12 protein-coding genes, 1 tRNA gene and 3 pseudogenes are annotated in these 17194 nt (G+C 62.8%); 15 read left to right on the top strand and 1 reads right to left on the bottom strand.

From position 1 onward, the window contains the following. The first annotated feature begins 493 nt into the window (after positions 1–493). Positions 494–565: transfer RNA gene (locus BQ7477_RS03885), tRNA-Asn, on the top strand. A gap of 143 nt (positions 566–708) precedes the next feature. Here BQ7477_RS03885 and BQ7477_RS12990 read toward each other — a convergent pair. After that, positions 709–819: pseudogene (locus BQ7477_RS12990) on the bottom strand (transposase-like zinc-binding domain-containing protein); the annotation flags it as partial. A gap of 1749 nt (positions 820–2568) precedes the next feature. Between BQ7477_RS12990 and BQ7477_RS03880 the strand changes: the two are divergent. The 14 genes and pseudogenes from BQ7477_RS03880 to BQ7477_RS03820 all read left to right on the top strand — a co-directional run. Further along, positions 2569–2934, top strand: a complete 366-nt coding sequence (locus BQ7477_RS03880; protein WP_073982875.1) for an MGMT family protein — start codon at positions 2569–2571, stop codon at positions 2932–2934. A gap of 179 nt (positions 2935–3113) precedes the next feature. Beyond that, the gene (locus BQ7477_RS03875) at positions 3114–4631 is read left to right on the top strand and encodes a sugar ABC transporter ATP-binding protein (protein ID WP_073982874.1); all 1518 of its coding nucleotides are present in this window, start codon (positions 3114–3116) and stop codon (positions 4629–4631) included. After that, a complete protein-coding gene (locus BQ7477_RS03870; protein ID WP_073982873.1) occupies positions 4628–5632 on the top strand; it encodes an ABC transporter permease in 1005 nt (334 codons plus the stop codon). Before BQ7477_RS03875 ends, BQ7477_RS03870 begins: the two co-directional genes overlap by 4 nt. A gap of 93 nt (positions 5633–5725) precedes the next feature. Then, on the top strand, positions 5726–6784 hold the full coding sequence (locus BQ7477_RS03865) for a substrate-binding domain-containing protein (RefSeq protein ID WP_073982872.1): 1059 nt from the start codon (positions 5726–5728) through the stop codon (positions 6782–6784). Positions 6785–6972: 188 nt separating this feature from the next. Further along, complete coding sequence (locus BQ7477_RS03860; RefSeq protein WP_073982871.1) at positions 6973–8736, top strand: L-fucose isomerase; 1764 nt, start codon at positions 6973–6975, stop codon at positions 8734–8736. A 170-nt stretch (positions 8737–8906) separates the two neighbouring features. Continuing rightward, the gene (locus BQ7477_RS03855) at positions 8907–10316 is read left to right on the top strand and encodes a rhamnulokinase (RefSeq protein ID WP_073982870.1); all 1410 of its coding nucleotides are present in this window, start codon (positions 8907–8909) and stop codon (positions 10314–10316) included. After that, positions 10291–11286: a LacI family DNA-binding transcriptional regulator gene (locus BQ7477_RS03850; RefSeq protein WP_073982869.1), complete on the top strand. Its 996-nt coding sequence runs from the start codon at positions 10291–10293 to the stop codon at positions 11284–11286. The genes BQ7477_RS03855 and BQ7477_RS03850 overlap by 26 nt, the downstream gene beginning before the upstream one ends. Before the next feature lie 13 nt (positions 11287–11299). Further along, positions 11300–11731, top strand: a complete 432-nt coding sequence (locus BQ7477_RS03845) for an RbsD/FucU family protein (protein ID WP_073983005.1) — start codon at positions 11300–11302, stop codon at positions 11729–11731. Positions 11732–12062: 331 nt separating this feature from the next. Next, on the top strand, positions 12063–12812 hold the full coding sequence (locus tag BQ7477_RS03840) for a DeoR/GlpR family DNA-binding transcription regulator (RefSeq protein WP_073982868.1): 750 nt from the start codon (positions 12063–12065) through the stop codon (positions 12810–12812). Continuing rightward, positions 12751–13800 carry a dihydrolipoamide acetyltransferase family protein gene (locus tag BQ7477_RS03835; RefSeq protein ID WP_478209447.1) on the top strand — a complete coding sequence of 350 codons (1050 nt, stop codon included), beginning with the start codon at positions 12751–12753 and terminating at the stop codon, positions 13798–13800. The genes BQ7477_RS03840 and BQ7477_RS03835 overlap by 62 nt, the downstream gene beginning before the upstream one ends. Positions 13801–13816: 16 nt before the next feature. Further along, entirely contained in the window at positions 13817–15688 is a 1872-nt protein-coding gene (locus tag BQ7477_RS12305) for an FAD-dependent oxidoreductase (RefSeq protein ID WP_073982866.1), read from the top strand. 117 nt (positions 15689–15805) lie between these two features. Further along, positions 15806–16297, top strand: a pseudogene (locus tag BQ7477_RS13230) (hypothetical protein); the annotation flags it as partial. Next, entirely contained in the window at positions 16283–16843 is a 561-nt protein-coding gene (locus tag BQ7477_RS13225) for a transketolase C-terminal domain-containing protein (protein ID WP_478209453.1), read from the top strand. The pseudogene BQ7477_RS13230 and the gene BQ7477_RS13225, both read left to right, overlap by 15 nt. 151 nt (positions 16844–16994) lie before the next feature. Beyond that, positions 16995–17194, top strand: a pseudogene (locus BQ7477_RS03820) (PHP domain-containing protein); the annotation flags it as partial.

Genomic DNA, 17194 nt, shown 5'->3' with positions numbered 1-17194 from the left:
CGATGATCGGCGGATGGGTCGCCAGTGATTTTTATGGTAACAGGGTATCTGTGTGAGAGATGCGGTATTTCAGCGCGCGACGCCGCGCATGTCGGGTGCGGTTGAGACTCTGTGCCGATTGTGGTGTCTGATGTGTGGCCGTCTTGGAGGGGACGCCGTTATCGCTGTGGCGGGCACCACCTGGACAGCGGCCCCTGGTGGGGGATTGGACGCCGGTGGCTGTTTGAGCGCCCCTTGAACGAGGCCCCTGTCCGTGCGGGTGTGTGCTCTCGTGGTGTGGTTGTCCCCGTGTGGCTGGCTCGGACCTGGCCCGCGGGGTGAGTCCTCTCTGGTTGTCGGTTCGGCCCTGGCCTGCTGATGCCTGTTCGCGTGCGTTGGTGTTGCGCGTAGTCAGCCAAGGCCCCGTCCAAGGCGTGATGTGGTGCACACTTCGAGGGTTTCTTCGGACTTGCCATAGCTGTGAGTGCCCTGCTACCATTGTCACCTGTCGCAATCCTGCGTAGCTCAACGGCAGAGCATCCGACTGTTAATCGGACGGTTACTGGTTCGAATCCAGTCGCAGGAGCAGGCGCCCCGGGTCCTCACGGACTTGGGGCTTTTCGTTTATCCCTGAACCGGTGCGGGGGAGGAGTGGGGTTGGCTCGGGGGTTAAAGAAAGGGGTTACCGCGCATCTTCGGGCTATAGGCGCAAACGTGGTGCTTTAGANGGGCGCACGAGGTGCATTTCCACCGTTGAGCGCCCGCCGCGGTGTGTCCATTCTTCTTCATCGGCACAGCGCACACCGGGCAACGCCGAGCACGATTCGATCGTGTTCTCACCCACTACACGATCACCCCAGAAAGTCAAGGGGCTCTTCGCATTTTGGGGTGTGGGGGTGGTGTTCGAAGCGTCCCGGGGATCATGGACAGTGTCGTGGAACGACGACCGAACACAGGAGCTCGCCTCGGGAGCCTCATCAACCAAAACTCGCACGCAATTCGGATACCCGAACTTTGTGCAGCACCCCAAAACGTTGCAATTCCAACGGTGCGATTTCAACGTTTGAAATACATGTCGGGGAATTGCGTGCGACATTTCTGAGAAACCACAACATGAGGCGCCACAAAGACCCAAGCAGAAGACAACCCAAGCAGAAGACAACCCAAGCCCAGCAGACGGAAGACCCCCAAGCAGAAGACACCCCAAGCCCGGAAGACAACTCAAGCACAGAAGACCCCCGCAACCCCGACAGGCGCCACAACCGCCACAAGCACGGGGGCACTGCACCCGTTACGTGGCGGTGCACCCGTTACGTGGCGGTGCACCCGAACAGAAGAGGTGCATTGCCTACGGATCGGGTGCAGCGCCCCAACAAACAAGAACAAACGCGGAACTGGCACACCGAACCACTCACCGCCACACCCCTCCATGCGCACCTGGGCCCTACTGGCGGCAGGATGGGCACGCCGCCCACGCCACCACCTGCACTCCGGCCCACTCCGACACCTCCTACACCCTTAAATGCGAAGAGCCAGTCAAGGAAGCTGCGCGATTAACCGCCCGAACCTAAATAACAGCGACTTTCGCCCGCAATCCCAACCTAAACCCGGAACTTAAGCACCACGTTCGTGACCGATAGTCCGGCGTTTCTTGGCGGGTCTTGTCTCGCACGTCCCGGTTCTGATGCGCCCGCTGCCAAAGCATGATCAATACCCCGCTCTCATGTGACGCGGACGCCGAATGGGCTGCCAGGTCACGCGGCAACCTGACGTCCAGTGGGGCAGGTGGCAACACGCCAACACGAAATGTCCTATATCCCTTCTGTCGCGCGAGAACATCGACGCGGGAAATGAAGGGAAAAGTGGGGAGCGGGACCCATTGCCCGGGCCTTCCGACGGTCGATTATTCCACGACTAGCCCAGGGGGGATTCCCGCTCCGCATCAAATCTATCACGGGCTCGCTTGCATTCGTAGGGGAGAGTTGGGATCGGTGTGCAGTGCTGTGGACTTGCACGCTGGCGTGCGCGTGCGCGTGCGCGTGAGCGTGAGCGGGTGGTGAGGGTGGGGTGCCTGGCGTGCACGGGCGTTGTCGGCGTGTGCTGGCGTCGACGTGCGCAGGTGCCTGGCTTGAACCGGGCTGGCACGTGCGGGTGACGAGGGCGTGGCTCGCATGTGGATAGGTTACGCGGATGTGGATAGGTTAATAACCTATCCGGATGNGTGCACGTCGGAGCTGGCGTGCTCGGGCGAAGGGGCGAGGCTGCGGGCACGGGTTGCGAGGGCGTGGCTCGCATGTGGATAGGTTACGCGGATGTGGATAGGTTAATAACCTATCCGGATGCCCATAACCTATCCGGATGTCGATAACCTATCCGTGTGCGGGGTGGGCTCCGGCTGGCGTGCGCGTGCGCGGACGCGGACGAGGGTAGCGAGGATGCGGGTGGACGGCGTTCGTGGATGGTGAGGATACGGGTGGACGGCGTTCGTGGATGGTGAGGATATGGGCGGCTCGCGTGCGCGTGCGCGTGCGCGGGTGGCGCTGGCCTGCAGATTGAATAGCAACCTGAGAATCGAAAAGGAATGAAGCTGTGCGAGAAGAACTGGTCGAAGCGGTCCTGCGCGTCGTGGAGTCAATTCCGGCCGGGCATGCAGCCACGTACGGCATGATCGCCCGTGCGGTTGGCACCGGACCGCGCGTCGTGGGGCGGATCATGCACGAGTGGGGCGGTGGGGTCCCGTGGTGGCGTGTCGTGAACGTTCACGGAACTTTCCCAACAACTGTCCGAGAGGATGGTTTATCTCACTGGGTGAGCGAGGGGATGCCTCACGATTTTGAGAGAGGAAAACTGCTCCTGGATGAGTGTGTTGTTGGTGAGGAGTGGCTCGATAATGTCGCGCGTACTATCCTTGACGAGCTGCGGAAAAGCGCGGAAATGTCAGACTCTTATGAGTGAGATTCGATAACGATTTGATCACGTCGTCATCAATTTGGCTCGCGCACCCTCGTGTGATGCTTTACTCTTAAAGAGACGCCGAAGAGGGCGTTTCCTTGGAGCCGTTTCCGTTAGCGCTAACGAAACCGGGGAAGCAAACTCCAGAAACAGAGAAGTTACTGGTACCCAAGGGGTGAGAAGTGACGAACTTACTAGAGCTCAAGGGGATCTCAAAGACGTTCCCCGGCGTGAAGGCGCTGTCCGACGTGGACCTCGACCTTCGACCCGGCGAAGTCTTGGGTCTCTGCGGTGAGAACGGAGCGGGCAAGTCCACGCTCATGAAGGTGCTCACCGGTATCCACAAAGCGGACCCGGGCGGTGAAATCTGGCTGCAGGGCGATCGGGTCGACATTCAGTCCCCGGAGCATGCCCGTTCCCTCGGCCTGTCGATCATTCACCAAGAATTGAACATTGTTCCTGACTTGACCGTTGCCCAGAACCTGTACCTCGGTCGGCCAGGATCCTCGACGTGGTCCTACATCGATGACCGCAAGATGGTACGAGACGCGTATGAGCTGTTCGAACGCCTGAACATGCGGATTGATCCGACCGCGCACTGTCGTGACCTTCCGGTCGCTCGCCTGCAGATGGTCGAGATTGCGCGCGCGCTATCCTTTGATTCGAAGATCCTGGTCATGGACGAGCCTACGGCCCCCCTGACCACGACCGAGACGGAATCGCTGTTCGAGCTGGTACGCGACTTTGTGTGCCCGACGACGGGCCTGATCTTCATCACGCATCGTATGCCTGAGCTGACGGAACTGACCGACCGTATTTCTGTCCTGCGCGACGGTAAGTACATTGGCACGGTGGAGACGGCCTCGACGCCCATGCGTGAGGTTGTCAAGATGATGGTGGGTCGCGAGGTCCCTGCCGACGCGCGCCCGACGACCAAGCCGCTGTCTGATGAGGTAGTGCTGCGCGTCGAGAACCTCTCGACCGTCAAGGTGGTCCACGATGTTTCGTTCGAGGTGAAGAGGGGCGAGATTTTTGGCTTCGCGGGCCTGGTCGGCGCCGGTCGCTCAGAGGTTGCACGCGCGATCTTTGGTGCGGATCGCCACACGAAAGGCGCGATTTACGTCAACGGAAACAAGGTGTCGATCAGGAGCGCCACGGACGCCGTGAAGAACGGTATCGGTTACCTGTCCGAGGATCGCAAGCAGTACGGTCTGCTTCTGGACAAGGACATCTCGTTCAATACGAGCTTGGCGGCGATGGATAAGTTCACGAAGTTTACTGTCGTCAACGCCAGGAAGATCCGCGAGGTTGCTCGTGACTACGTGAAGAGGCTGCGCACTCGCACGCCGAGTGTGGACGTTGAGGTCCGTTCCTTGTCGGGTGGCAACCAGCAGAAAGTCGTGTTGGCTAAGTGGCTGGAACGTGACTCGGAGGTTTTGATCTTTGATGAGCCGACGCGCGGCATCGACGTGGGTGCGAAGGACGAGATCTATACGCTGCTTGAAAACCTGGCGTCGCAGGGCAAAGCGATCATTGTGATCTCCTCGGAGTTGCCCGAGGTTTTGCGCCTGGCGAACCGTATTGCCGTCATGGCCCACGGTCGCATCATTGGCGTCCTCGACAATGAGGACGCCACCCAAGAAAACATCATGGAACTGGCCACCGTCGGCCAGGAAGAAGTGAACGGAGTACACGCGTGAGCGCCGTCGTCGACAATAAGGGCCTGCAAGCGCCCTCGCCTTTCACCGCTTTCATCAAGAAGAACATGCAGTTGCTGGTCGTGATAGCCGCGCTGGTGGTCATTCTTGTGTTCTTCTCGCTGGCGGAACCCAAATTCGCGTCGACGAAGATCTATCTTGACATCGTCCTTCAGGCCGCGTTCACCGGCGTGATGGCGTTGGGTGCAACCTTCGTGATTGCGACTGGTGGCATTGATCTCTCTGTCGGTACGGGTCTCAGTTTCGTCGCTGTCATGGCCGGTGTCTTCCTGGCGGGGGACAAGATGAATCTGCCGCTCGGCGTCGGCCTTGTGTTGACCATCCTGGTTGGCGCTGGCGTCGGTTTGATCAATGGTCTAAACGTTTCGATTCTGGGGCTGCCGCCGTTTATTGCAACGCTGGCGATGATGATGGTTGCGCGAGGCCTGGCGCTCGTCATTTCGCAGACCCAGTCGATCAAGATTAAGAATCCCGACTACATGGCGTTGGCGACCGGCACGCTGATTCCCCATGTTGCTAACGCGGCGCTCATCTTCGTGCTGTTGACGATCCTGGCGACCTTCCTTATGAATAAGACTCTGCTGGGGCGTTACGCCTTGGCTATTGGCTCCAACGAGGAGGCTACCCGCCTGTCCGGCGTCAACGTTCGCCTGTGGAAGATCATCATCTACGTTGTCGCTGGTGTGTTCATGGCCATCGGTGCCGTTCTTTACTCTGCGCGTCTGGGCCTGGTCCAGCCCGCTGAGGGCGTGGGCATGGAGCTCAACGTTATTGCGGCGGCTGTCATCGGTGGTACGTCTCTGTCGGGTGGCCGCGCCTCGATCCCCGGTGCGCTGGTTGGTGCCCTCATTATGGAAACCCTGAAGAAGGGCCTGATCATGATGAGTATCGCGCAGGACTATCAGTATGTTGTGACGGGTATCGCGATTCTGCTCGCGGTTGCCGTGGACAATATTCGCCGTGCTCGCGAGAACGCGGCCTGACCCATCAACTTTCTCCATATCTATTGAATCCGGACAGAGATGTCCACCGTCCTTTGGTTGGGTGAGCCCGACCAAACCATGAAAGGAATACCAATGCGACCCATCGGACGTTTCATTGCCGTCGCTGCTGTCGGCACCATGGCCCTTGGCTTCACGGCGTGTTCGCGCTCGGAGGATACCTCCACAGCGAGCACTGGCTCGAATACTACTGATTCGGCGCTGACTGTCGAATGTGTGTCGGCGTATGGCGCTGACTGGGAGAATTCGATTAAGGAGGGTGACGGAACCCAGACGGTTTACCTCGTGTCGAAGGGCTTCCAGCACCGTTTCTGGCAGGCCGTGAACGAAGGCGCGGTTGCAGCTGGAAAGGCTTGCAACTACAACGTGAAGTTTGTCGGGCCTCAGAACGAGAAGGCTGTGACAGAGCAGAATGATCTGCTGAACGCGGCGCTTGCTGATAAGCCTGCCGCCATTGGTTTCGCGGCGCTTGATTCGGCTGCGGCCGCTGAGACGCTGGGGCAGATCCAGGCGGAGGGTATCCCCGTGGTTGCCTTCGACTCGGGTGTTGACTCGGATATTCCGGTCACGACGGTTCAGACGGACAACTATGCGGCTGCTGGTGAGGCTGCTGCGAAGATGATTGAGCTCCTGGGCGATAAGCAGGGGTCGGTTGGCATGGTGTGCCACGATCAGACGTCGACGACCGGTAAGCAGAGGTGTGCGGGTTTCAAGGAGTACTTCGAGAAGAATGCTCCGTCGAACCTGACGCTGATTCAGGAGCAGTATGCGGGTGAGGTCGGCCTGGCCGCTGATACCGCTAAGGGCATTATCCAGGGCAACTCGGATGTCATCGGCATGTATGGTTCCAATGAGGCTGCGGCCTCGGGTGTCGTTCAGGGTGTTGGGGAGACCGGCAAGGACGTCACCGTCGTCGGCTTCGATTCGGGCAAGACCCAGATCGACGCCATCAAGGCCGGCAAGGAGGCTGGCGCTGTCACTCAGTCTCCTCAGCGGATGGGTGAGCTGACGGTGAAGGCTGCGATCGCTGCCATTAATGGTGCTTCGCTGCCTACTGTCATCGACTCGGGCTTCGCGTGGTACGACCAGACCAATATTGACAGCGATGAGATCAAGGGCAACCTGTACGAGTGAGTCGCTCGCTTGATAGGGCACGAGGCCGGGGCCGGGTAGGCGCATGCTGAACCGGTGGCCCGCCGCGGGTCCCGCTCCGAATGGTTGGGGCGGGACCTGCGGACCCGGTATTCACTGAATCCAAGGATCCGAGGGGGCGTGCGCCCCCGCGCTCCGACATCGACGTCTTCATGAGGGATGAAGGAATAATGACTGAACACCCCCGCATCGGAATCCGCCCCACGATTGATGGCCGCCGCAAGGGCGTGCGTGAGTCGCTCGAAGAGCAGACTATGAACATGGCGAAGTCTGTCGCCGACCTTTTTACGTCCACGTTGCGTTACCCGGACGGCGCCCCAGTTGAGGTCGTCATCGCCGACACTACGATCGGTCGCGTCCATGAGGCGCAGGCTTGCGCGGCGAAGTTCCGTGCGAACAATGTGGGTCTGACCGTGACGGTGACCCCGTGCTGGTGTTATGGCACGGAGACCACGGACATGGATCCGGCGATGCCTCACGCGATTTGGGGCTTCAACGGGACGGAGCGCCCGGGTGCTGTGTACCTGGCCGCCGCACTGGCCGGCCACGCCCAGATCGGCATCCCCGCCTTCGGCATCTACGGCGAGCACGTGCAGGACGCTGACGACACTTCGATCCCGGAGGACGTGCGTACCCGCCTGATTGATTACGCGACCGCTGGCCTGGCTGTCGCTCAGATGAAGGGCGAGGCTTACCTGTCCATGGGTTCGGTCTCCATGGGTATCGCCGGCTCCGTCGTCAACCCTGACTTCTTCGGCTCCTACCTGGGCATGCGCAACGAGTACATCGATATGAGTGAGTTCACGCGCCGCATCGACGAGGGCATTTATGATCCCGAGGAGTACGAGCAGGCGTACCAGTGGATCCGCGAGAACTTCAAGCAGGGTAAGGACTGGAACCCGCCGGAGTGGCGCTACCCCGACAAGCACGAGGACTGGTGGAAGTTCGTCACCAAGATGACGCTCATCGCTCGCGACCTGATGCACGGCAACCCGCGCCTGGCTGAGCTGGGCTTCGAGGAGGAGGCGGGAGGCCACGGTGCCATCGCTGCCGGCTTCCAGGGCCAGCGCCAGTGGACCGACCACTTCCCGAACGGCGACGTGCTCGAAACTATTTTGAATACGAACTTTGACTGGACCGGCATCCGTCAGCCCTCCGTCGTGGCCACCGAGAACGATTCGCTCAACGGCGCGTCGATGCTGTTCGGCTACCTGCTGACCAACACGCCGCAGATCTTCTCCGACGTGCGCACTTACTGGAGCGCGGAGTCGATCGAGAAGGCGACCGGCTGGAAGCCGGAGGGCCGCGCGGCGGCGGGCCTGCTCGACCTGCGTAACTCCGGCTCCACCACGCTGGACGGCGCAGGCAAGGCCGTGCGCGACGGTAAGAACGTCATCAAGCCCTGGTACGAGCTCACCGAGGAGGACCGTGAGGCCACGCTGGAGGCCACGACCTTCCATCCGGCCTCGACCGGCTACTTCCGCGGCGGCGGCTTCTCGACGCACTTCCGCACCTCGGGCGAGATGCCCGTGACGATGTGCCGCATCAACCTGGTCCGAGGCCTCGGCCCGGTCCTGCAGATCGCGGAGGGGTACACGGTCGAGCTGCCCGACGAGGTTGCCTTCACGATCGAGGAGCGCACCAACATTGAGTGGCCCACCACCTGGTTCGTCCCGAACCTGACGGGTGAGGGCGCCTTCAAGAGCGTCTACGACGTGATGAACAACTGGGGCGCGAACCACGGCGCGATCTCCTATGGCCACATTGGCGGCCAGCTCATCACGCTGGCGTCGATGCTGCGCATCCCAGTCAACATGCATAACGTCCCCGAGGAGCGGATTTTCCGCCCCAAGGCGTGGTCGCTGTTCGGCACCGAGTCCCTGGAGGCCGCGGACTTCCGCGCCTGCCAGACCTTCGGCCCGATGTACCGCTGATGTACGTCCCGTTCGGGCTCGGGTTCCTCTCTCCCCGAGCCCGAACGGGTTCCTTTCCTGGGAATATCTGATTCCGGGATTTGGCCCCGGGACCGGCGATGAGGAAAGCCGCACTACTATCCGGGTGATGGGAGGCGCCGAGCGTGGGCGTTTTGAGCAGGAGACCTTCAATGACCACCGTACTTGCTGTTGACCTTGGTTCCGCGTCGGGGCGGGTTCTCGCCGGAACCCTGCGTGAGGGCCGCTTGGAAGTGACGGACATTCACCGCTTTAAGCACGAGGCGCGCCGCCGCACGGATGGGACGCTCACGTGGGACGTGGCGACGATGGAGGCTGAGACGATCAACGGCCTGACGAAGGCGCTCGAGCAGTTCCCGGATGCCCGCGCGGTGTCGATCGACACGTGGGGCGTGGATTGGGCGCCCCTCGACGAGGACGGACGCCTCGTCGGCGACGTCGTCGCCTACCGGGATGAGCGCACCTCCCGCACGCTGCCCGCATTCCGTGAACGCATCGCGGACCGCGAGTTTTTCGACCTGACCGGCAACCAGCCCGCGACCATTAACACGGCGAACCAGCTGTTCGCTTATCTGCGTGAGGACCCCGAGGCGGCGGCCCGCGTGAACTCCGTTCTTTTCTTGCCCGACTACTTCGCGTACCGCTTGACCGGTGTCCTCGGTTGGTCGCGTACGATCGCTTCGACTTCTGGGCTGCTGACTCCGGGCGGAGGTGACTTCAACGACGAGGTCTTTGCTCGTCTCGGTATTCCACGCGGCTGGTTCGGTGAGCTAGCTGCCGACCGTACTGTCGTTGGTCCCTGTACGGTCCCCGGCCTCGAGACCCTCACAGTCGTGCGCGGCGGGGCCCACGATTCGGCGTGCGCGGTTCATGGCTTGCCCATCGAGGAGGGTAAACGCGCTTATTTCCTGTCCTGCGGCTCGTGGTCGGTGCTCGGAGCCATCGAAGATGCGCCCCTCATGAGTGATGTTGCGTTCCGGATGGGCATCACCAATGAGGGCCGCACTGACGGGGGAGTGCGCCCCCTTTTCAACATCACGGGCATGTGGATCCTCCAGGAGATTCAGCGTCAGTGGGAGCGCGAGGGCACGCCCACGGACACAGACGAATTGGTTGCCCAAGCCCGTGAGTTGCCTCCCGCCCCCGGCGTTTTCGACCCCGATGGTCAGGCCTTCGCGACTCCGGGCGACATGCAACGCAAGATCGATGAGGCCCTGGACGCTCAGGGGGTTGCTCGTCCCGACTCCATGGCCGGCTACGTGCGCGTCATCATCGAGTCTTTCGCCCGCCGTTACGCTCGCGCGATCGGAGAGCTCACGCAGGCCACGGGGCGAGCACCCGATCAGCTCAACCTCGTCGGTGGTGGCGCCCGTAACCGTCTGCTGTGCGACCTGACCGCCCAGATCGCGGGCGTGACCGTCGTGCGCGGCCCCATCGAGGCCTCGACTTTCGGTTCTCTCCTGGCCCAGCTCGAAACGATTGGCGTCATGGCGCCGCACGACCGAGCATCCGTCATCGCTGCGAGCGCGTCGACTCATGTCCACACACCGACGCTCGCCTAAGAAAGTCTCGCTGGCGGACATCGCGCGAGCGGGCGGCGTTTCCACGAATACCGTCTCGCGTGTCGTGCGCGGCGACCCGGAAGTCTCGGAGAAGACGCGGGCGAGGATCGCCAAGCTCGTCGATGAGCTGGGGTATGTGCCCAACTACGCGGCGCGGGCGCTCGCGGCCAAGCGGACGAACGTACTGCAGGTTGTGCTTGCTGCGCCGATGTTTCATGGGCATGGCACTGTTCTCTTGTCGATCCTCAACGCGTCGGCGCAGGCCGGGTATCACGTGTCCCTGTCCTACGCGTATGGGCCGGACGGGCAGTTGCGCTCCGATTTTGCGCCCTTCGACGTGGATGGCGTCATCATCCTGGGTGGCCAGGATCCGACGATCGACGTCGCGATTGAGTCGGGTAAGCGTTTTCCGACGGTGCTGGTGCTGACGAGCGAGAAGGGTCTTGATGGTATTTCGACGGTCGCTGTGGATAATGTGCGCGGCGCGCGGCTGGCTGCGGAACATTTGTTGGCGCAGGGCCTGACTGACGTGATTCATATCGCTGGTCCCGATGGGTGGTCGGATGCGCAGATGCGTCGGATTGGGTACGAGCAGGCGTGCGATGCTTACGGTGTTGAGCCGGTTATTTTGCAACCTGATTCGTGGGATTCGCGTGACGGCTACGACGTGATGCGTGCGGCGGGCCGTTTGCCGCAGGGCGTCCAGGCGGCGAACGATCAGTTGGCTTTGGGCGCGATGCGCTTCATCTACGAGCGTGGGGGTGTGGTTCCCCGCGATGTGCGGGTCGTTGGGTTTGACGACATTGATGGCGCTGATTCGTATGCGCCGCCTTTGACGACGATTCATCAGCCGTTTGATCGTCTGGGTCGTACGGCGGTTCGTCTGGTGCGCTCGCTCATGGGTGGTGGTGCGTCCCAAGACATTGTTATTGATCCTGAGCTGGTCATCCGGGCCAGTTCTCACATGTGAGAAAGGTATGTTCATGCTGTATGGTCCTATGACTCACCCCCAGTTTTTGCGTGCGTTGGCCGCGGCTGGCCATGGGTCGAAGGTTCTGTTGGCGGATGCGAATTATCCGCATACGACGGGTGTGAATCCGCGCTGTGAACTCGTGTCGCTTAACTTGGCTCCGGGTTTGCTGGATGTCAGCCAGGTTCTTGATGTGTTGAAGGAGACGATTCCGATTGAGCGTGCGGAGGTTATGACGCCTGCCCCCGATGCGGAGCCGGTGGAGATTCCGATTCATGATGAGTTCCGAGCGGCGTTGCCGGGTGTGGAGTTCGGTGAGTTGTCTCGCTGGGATTTTTACGATGCTGCGCGCAGTGAGGATGTGGGTATCGTGGTGGCGACGGGGGAGCAGCGCCTGTATGGCAATCTGCTGCTGACGGTGGGTGTGCGTGCGCCGGGGGAGTAGTGCCTCTTCTTGGTGCGAGGCCTGGGCCGGGGTAGGCAACGATCTGCACTTTCGTTTTGTTTTCGTTTAAACGGTGGTGTGATTGGCGAGGTTTCGCGTGTGCGGCAGCGGGCGGGCGGTTCGATGTGGACCGTCCGCTCGTTCATTTATCTTTGATATGTCAGGGCAATTGGGCTTTGGTTTGCCGGATGTGCGTAGGGTTGTTCTGGGGGGTGTGTTGTTGAAAATTATCCTTACGTGATGTTGCATACTTTCGTTTAAGTGACTATTCTGTTCTTAACGAAAGTCAAAGCGACAGAGGGTTGTCGCGGATGTATCACGAGGTGAAACCATGGGACGTGCAGAGGAACGCACGAACTACATCTTGGATCGCCTTGCTCGAGAGGGTGAGGTGAGTGTCGCGCAGCTCGCCTCCGACCTGGGCGTTTCCCCCGTCACCATTCGCGCGTCGCTCAAGACCCTCGATGAGCAGGGCTACCTGGTGCGCACCCACGGAGGGGCCCGCCCCACCACCTTCCGCAACATCCACCTGCGTCAACATGATCGCGTGGACCAGAAAGAGCGAATTGCGCGGGCCGCCGCCGACATGATCCACGACGACGACCGGATCATGATCGAGGCCGGCACCACCTGCGCCCTCATCGTCAAGTACCTCACCGGTAAGCGGGGAGTCCAGGTCCTGACCAACTCCGTCCTGGTCTTCGCTAACGCGCGCTCCAACCCGCACCTGAACATTACCCTGACGGGCGGACATTTCCGCGCCGAATCCGAGTCCCTCGTAGGACCCGTCGCCGAGCGCGCCATCAATGACTTCAACGCGCGCATCGCGTTCCTCGGAACGGACGGTTTCAGCGTTGATCGCGGCCTGACTACCCAACTCGTCGAGGGTGGACAGGTTGGTTCCATCATGCGCACACGCGCACAAGAGACGTGGCTGCTCACAGACTCCTCAAAGTATGGGGAGGCCGGCTTCGTCACCTTCATGGGGATCGACCAGGTCACCGGAATCATCACCGACGATGAGATCCCCGAAGAATCCATCAAGGAATTGGCCGAGCGCACCACGCTGCGCATCGTCTAGGAGGAATTACATGGCCACCATCGTGGTGATGCCCCAGCTGGGCAACTCTGTAGAGTCATGCATCATCGTCGAGTGGATGATTGCAGAGGGCGACAGTGTCGCCGTAGACCAGACCCTCGCGTCCATCGAAACGGACAAGTCGACGATGGAGGTCCCCTCCACCGCCGAAGGAACCGTCTTGAAGATCCTGTGGGAAGAAGGCGACGAAGTCCCCGTCAAGGATCCCCTCATCATCGTCGGAGAACCCGGAGAGGACATCTNCGCAGCCCCTGCGGGCGCCGACTTCCCGGGCGCTTCGACCACCGCCGCGCTCAAGGGCGTGCGCAAGGTCGTCGCCACGCGCATGATGGAGTCCCTGACCACCACCGCGCAACTGACCCTCAACACCACCGCGAACGCTGCGGGCATCCTCGCGCTGCGCAAGAAGGTCAAGAACGCCGACGAGGCGCTGGGCCTGAACAAGATCACGCTCAACGACCTGGTCTGCTTCGCCGTCTCGCGCACCCTGCCCAAGTACCCCGTGTTCAACGCCCACCTTCAGGACGGCGTCCTCACCCAGTTCGAGCAGGTCCACCTCGGCTTCGCGTGCGACACCCCGCGCGGCCTCCTGGTCCCCGTCATCCGCTCCGCGCAGGCCCTGGGTCTGAAGGCCTTCTCCAACGAGGCCAAGCGCCTGGCCGGCGGCGCCATCGACGGCACCATCGCCCCCGACTTCCTGAGCGGCGGCACGTTCACGGTCTCCAACATCGGCTCCTTCGGCATCGAGACCTTCACCCCCGTCATCAACCTGCCCCAGACGGCCATCCTCGGCGTCGGCGCGATCACCCCGCGCCCCGCAGTGGCAGCCGACGGCACGATCGGCGTGGAGCAGCGCCTCAACCTGTCGCTGACGATCGACCACCAGGTCATCGACGGCGCGGACGGCGCCCGCTTCCTCGCCGACCTGGTCGCCGCCATCGAAAACATCGACGTGACCGTCCTGGCCTGAGGAAAGAGGAACACTCATGAGTGACACGCATTTTGACGTCATCGTCCTCGGTGCGGGCCCCGGCGGCTACCTGGCCGCCGAACGCCTCGGCCACGCGGGTAAGAAGGTTGCCCTCGTCGAGGAAGAGTACCTGGGCGGCACCTGCCTGAACGTGGGCTGCATCCCCACCAAGACCCTGCTCAACGGCGCGAAGAACTACCTGCACGCCAAGGAAGCCAGCCAGTTCGGTGTGGACGCCAGCGGCGTTGCCGTCAACTGGACGCAGATGCAGGCCTGGAAGGACCAAGTCGTGAAAGGCCTGGTCGCCGGGGTCGCGGCCACCGAGCGCAAGGCGGGCGTGACCGTCATCAACGGACGAGGCCACCTCGACGCCCCCGGTCGCGTGACCGTTGAGGGCACGACTTACACCTCGGACCACGTCATCATCGCCACGGGTTCCGTGCCAGCCATGCCCCCGCTGCCCGGCACCCAGGACAATCCGGCGCTGGTCGATTCCACGGGCATCCTGTCCCTGCCCGAGGTCCCCTCCCACCTCGCGATCATCGGCGGCGGCGTCATCGGCGTCGAATTCGCCTCCCTGTACTCCACCCTCGGCTCCCAGGTGACCGTCATCGAGATGGCCCCCGAGATCCTGCCGTTCATGGACGACGACCTGGCCGCCAAGGCCCGCGCCGCCATGAAGGACGTGACCTTCGAGCTGGGCTGCCGCGTCGAGTCCCTCGACGGGGGCACCGTACACTACTCCAAGGGCGAGGAGAAGAAGAGCGTCGAGGCCGACGTGGTCCTCATGGCGGTGGGCCGCCGTCCCGCGACGGAGGGCTGGGGCGCCCAGGAAGCCGGCCTCGAGATCAACCGTGGCATCGTCGTCGACGACACGATGCGCACCAACCTGCCCAACGTGTGGGCCATCGGCGACGTCACCGGACGCTCGNAGGTTGTGCGCGTCGCCGCCGACGCCGTTGAGGGCGCCCTGGGCGAGTTCGACGACGTCGTGTTCTTCGGCTGCGACGCCGACGCGATCGAGAAGGCCGCGCTCCTGATCGGCACCCGCGGCACCATGTGCGTCGTCCTGGGTGGCGGATCGATCGAGCGCAAGGTGTCCCTGGACATCGGCCGCGTCCACTACGACTTCATCCGCTTCTGCGGCACGACCGGTTCGGACCCGCGCGAGGGGTACGCCTGGATTCCCGCTAACGGCGATCTGCGCGAGAACGACCGTTGCGTCTTCGTCGGCGCCGCCGGCCCGATGGGCGTCATGCACACGATGCGCGCCGTCACCTCGGGTGTCCCCGGCATCTCCGTGGTCGGCACCGACCTGTCGGACGAGCGCCTGGCGAACCTGACGAAGGTTGTCGGCCCGACCGCCGAGAAGAACGGCGTGCCGCTGGACATCATCAACACCGCCTCGACGCCCCTGGAGTACGGCTACACCTACGCGACGTGCCTCGTGCCCGTCCCGGCGCTGGTCTCCCAGGCCGTCGACCTGCTGGCCCAGGGCGGCATCCTGAACGCGTTCGCGGGCATCCCGGCCGGCACGTTCGGTGACTTCGACCTGCAGGGCATCATCGAGCGCCGGATCTTCATGCTGGGCACCTCCGGTTCGGACGTGTCCGACATGCGCACGGTTCTGCGCAAGATCGAGGCTGGCATCATCGACACCACGATCTCCCTGTGGGCGGTCACCGGCATGGCGGGCTTCGGCGACGCCATCAACTCGGTCATCAACCGCACCTCGGGCGGCAAGATCATGGTCTTCCCCTCCCTGCACGACCTTGGCCTCACGCCGCTGAGCGAGCTGGCCGAGAAGCTGCCGACGGTCGCCGCGAAGCTCGATGCCGCCGGCCTGTGGACCAAGGAGGCCGAGGAGGCGCTGCTCGCCACGGAGTAAGCGCACGCTCGCGCGATAGGGCCCCGGCTTCGTTCATGTTCCTGGGACGAGGCCGGGGCCTTCGCGTTTCTGCGATAATGAGGGGGCAAGTGTTGCGTTGCGAACAAGGAGGTTGCCGTGAGATTCGACGATTGTGTGACAAGTGAGGGCTACGTCGCGTTGCAGGCGTGGCTGGTCGGCCAGCTGGACCCGCGCACGCCGCACGCGGCGGACCTCTTTGCGCAGGACAGGGAGTGCCTCTACGATGCCTTCCTGTCCGTGCTCGTTNTCGCCGAGGCCTCGATCGTGGGCGCCGGCGTCGGCTACGCGATGGCCGGTGGCCGCGCGGTCGTCGAACTCATGTACTGCGACTTCCTGGGCCGCTCCGGCGACGAGGTCTTCAACCAGATGGCCAAGTGGCAGTCGATGAGCGCCGGCCTGCTCAAGATGCCCCTCGTCCTGCGCGTGTCCGTGGGTTCCAAGTACGGCGCGCAGCACTCCCAGGACTGGAGCGCGCTCGTCGCCCACATCCCCGGCCTCAAGGTCTACTTCCCGACCACGCCGACCGACGCCAAGGGAATGCTCAACCTCGCCCTGGCCGGAACCGACCCCGTCGTGTTCCTCGAGAGCCAGAAGCTCTACGACAAGGGCGAGGACTTCGAGCCCGGCGGCGTGCCCGAGGGCTACTACGAGACCGAAGAAGGCGAGCCGGCAATCCGCCGCGAGGGCACCGACATCACGATCGCCGCCTACGGCGCGACCGTGTACAAGGCCCTGGAAGCCGCGGACGTCCTGGCCGAGAAGTACGGCCTGAGCGCCGAGGTCATCGACCTGCGCTTCGTCGCCCCGCTGAACTACGACAAGCTCATCGCGTCCGTGAAGAAGACCGGTCGCCTCGTCCTCACCTCGGACGCGGTCGAGCGCGGTTCCTTCCTCAACACGGTTGCCGCCAACGTGCAGACCCTCGCCTTCGACGCCCTCGACGCGCCGATCGCGGTCGTCGGCTCGCGTAACGGCATCACGCCCGGACCCGAGCTTGAGTCGTACTTCTTCCCGCAGGTCTCCTGGATCCTCGACTCGATCCACGAGCGCATCCTGCCGCTGCCCGGCCACGTGCCCACCACGAAGCACGCGACCGAGGCCGAGATCGCTCGCCTGAACCGCGAGGGTCTGTAAAGCACTGGGGGCGGGCCGCTCCCCCTTTCCGGCCCGCCCCCGTCCGAGGCTCGCATTCCCTGATGTGAGCCGCGCGAGGCCGGGGTAAATCTCCTCCTCACCTGTGCCCCGGCCTCGCGCCCCTTCCCCCTGTGCCCACCCCAACGAAGAGATGGCTAAACCCATGGACATCACCAACGACCCGGCTGCAACACCGGCGAAGCGCATCGAGGCGCTGCGCGCGGTAGCCGCCGACGAGCACTTCCCGACCTGGGTGCCCGAGTCGAACAACCACATCCACACCTGCTTCTCCTTCAGCCCCTACACGCCCACGCACGCCGCCCTGCTGGCGCGCCGGGCCGGACTGCGCGT

Source organism: Actinomyces bouchesdurhonensis (assembly GCF_900128465.1).
GTDB lineage: Bacteria > Actinomycetota > Actinomycetes > Actinomycetales > Actinomycetaceae > Pauljensenia > Pauljensenia bouchesdurhonensis.
The sequence above is the reverse complement of the archived record's forward strand: the minus strand, read 5'-3'. Positions and strand labels throughout refer to the sequence as shown.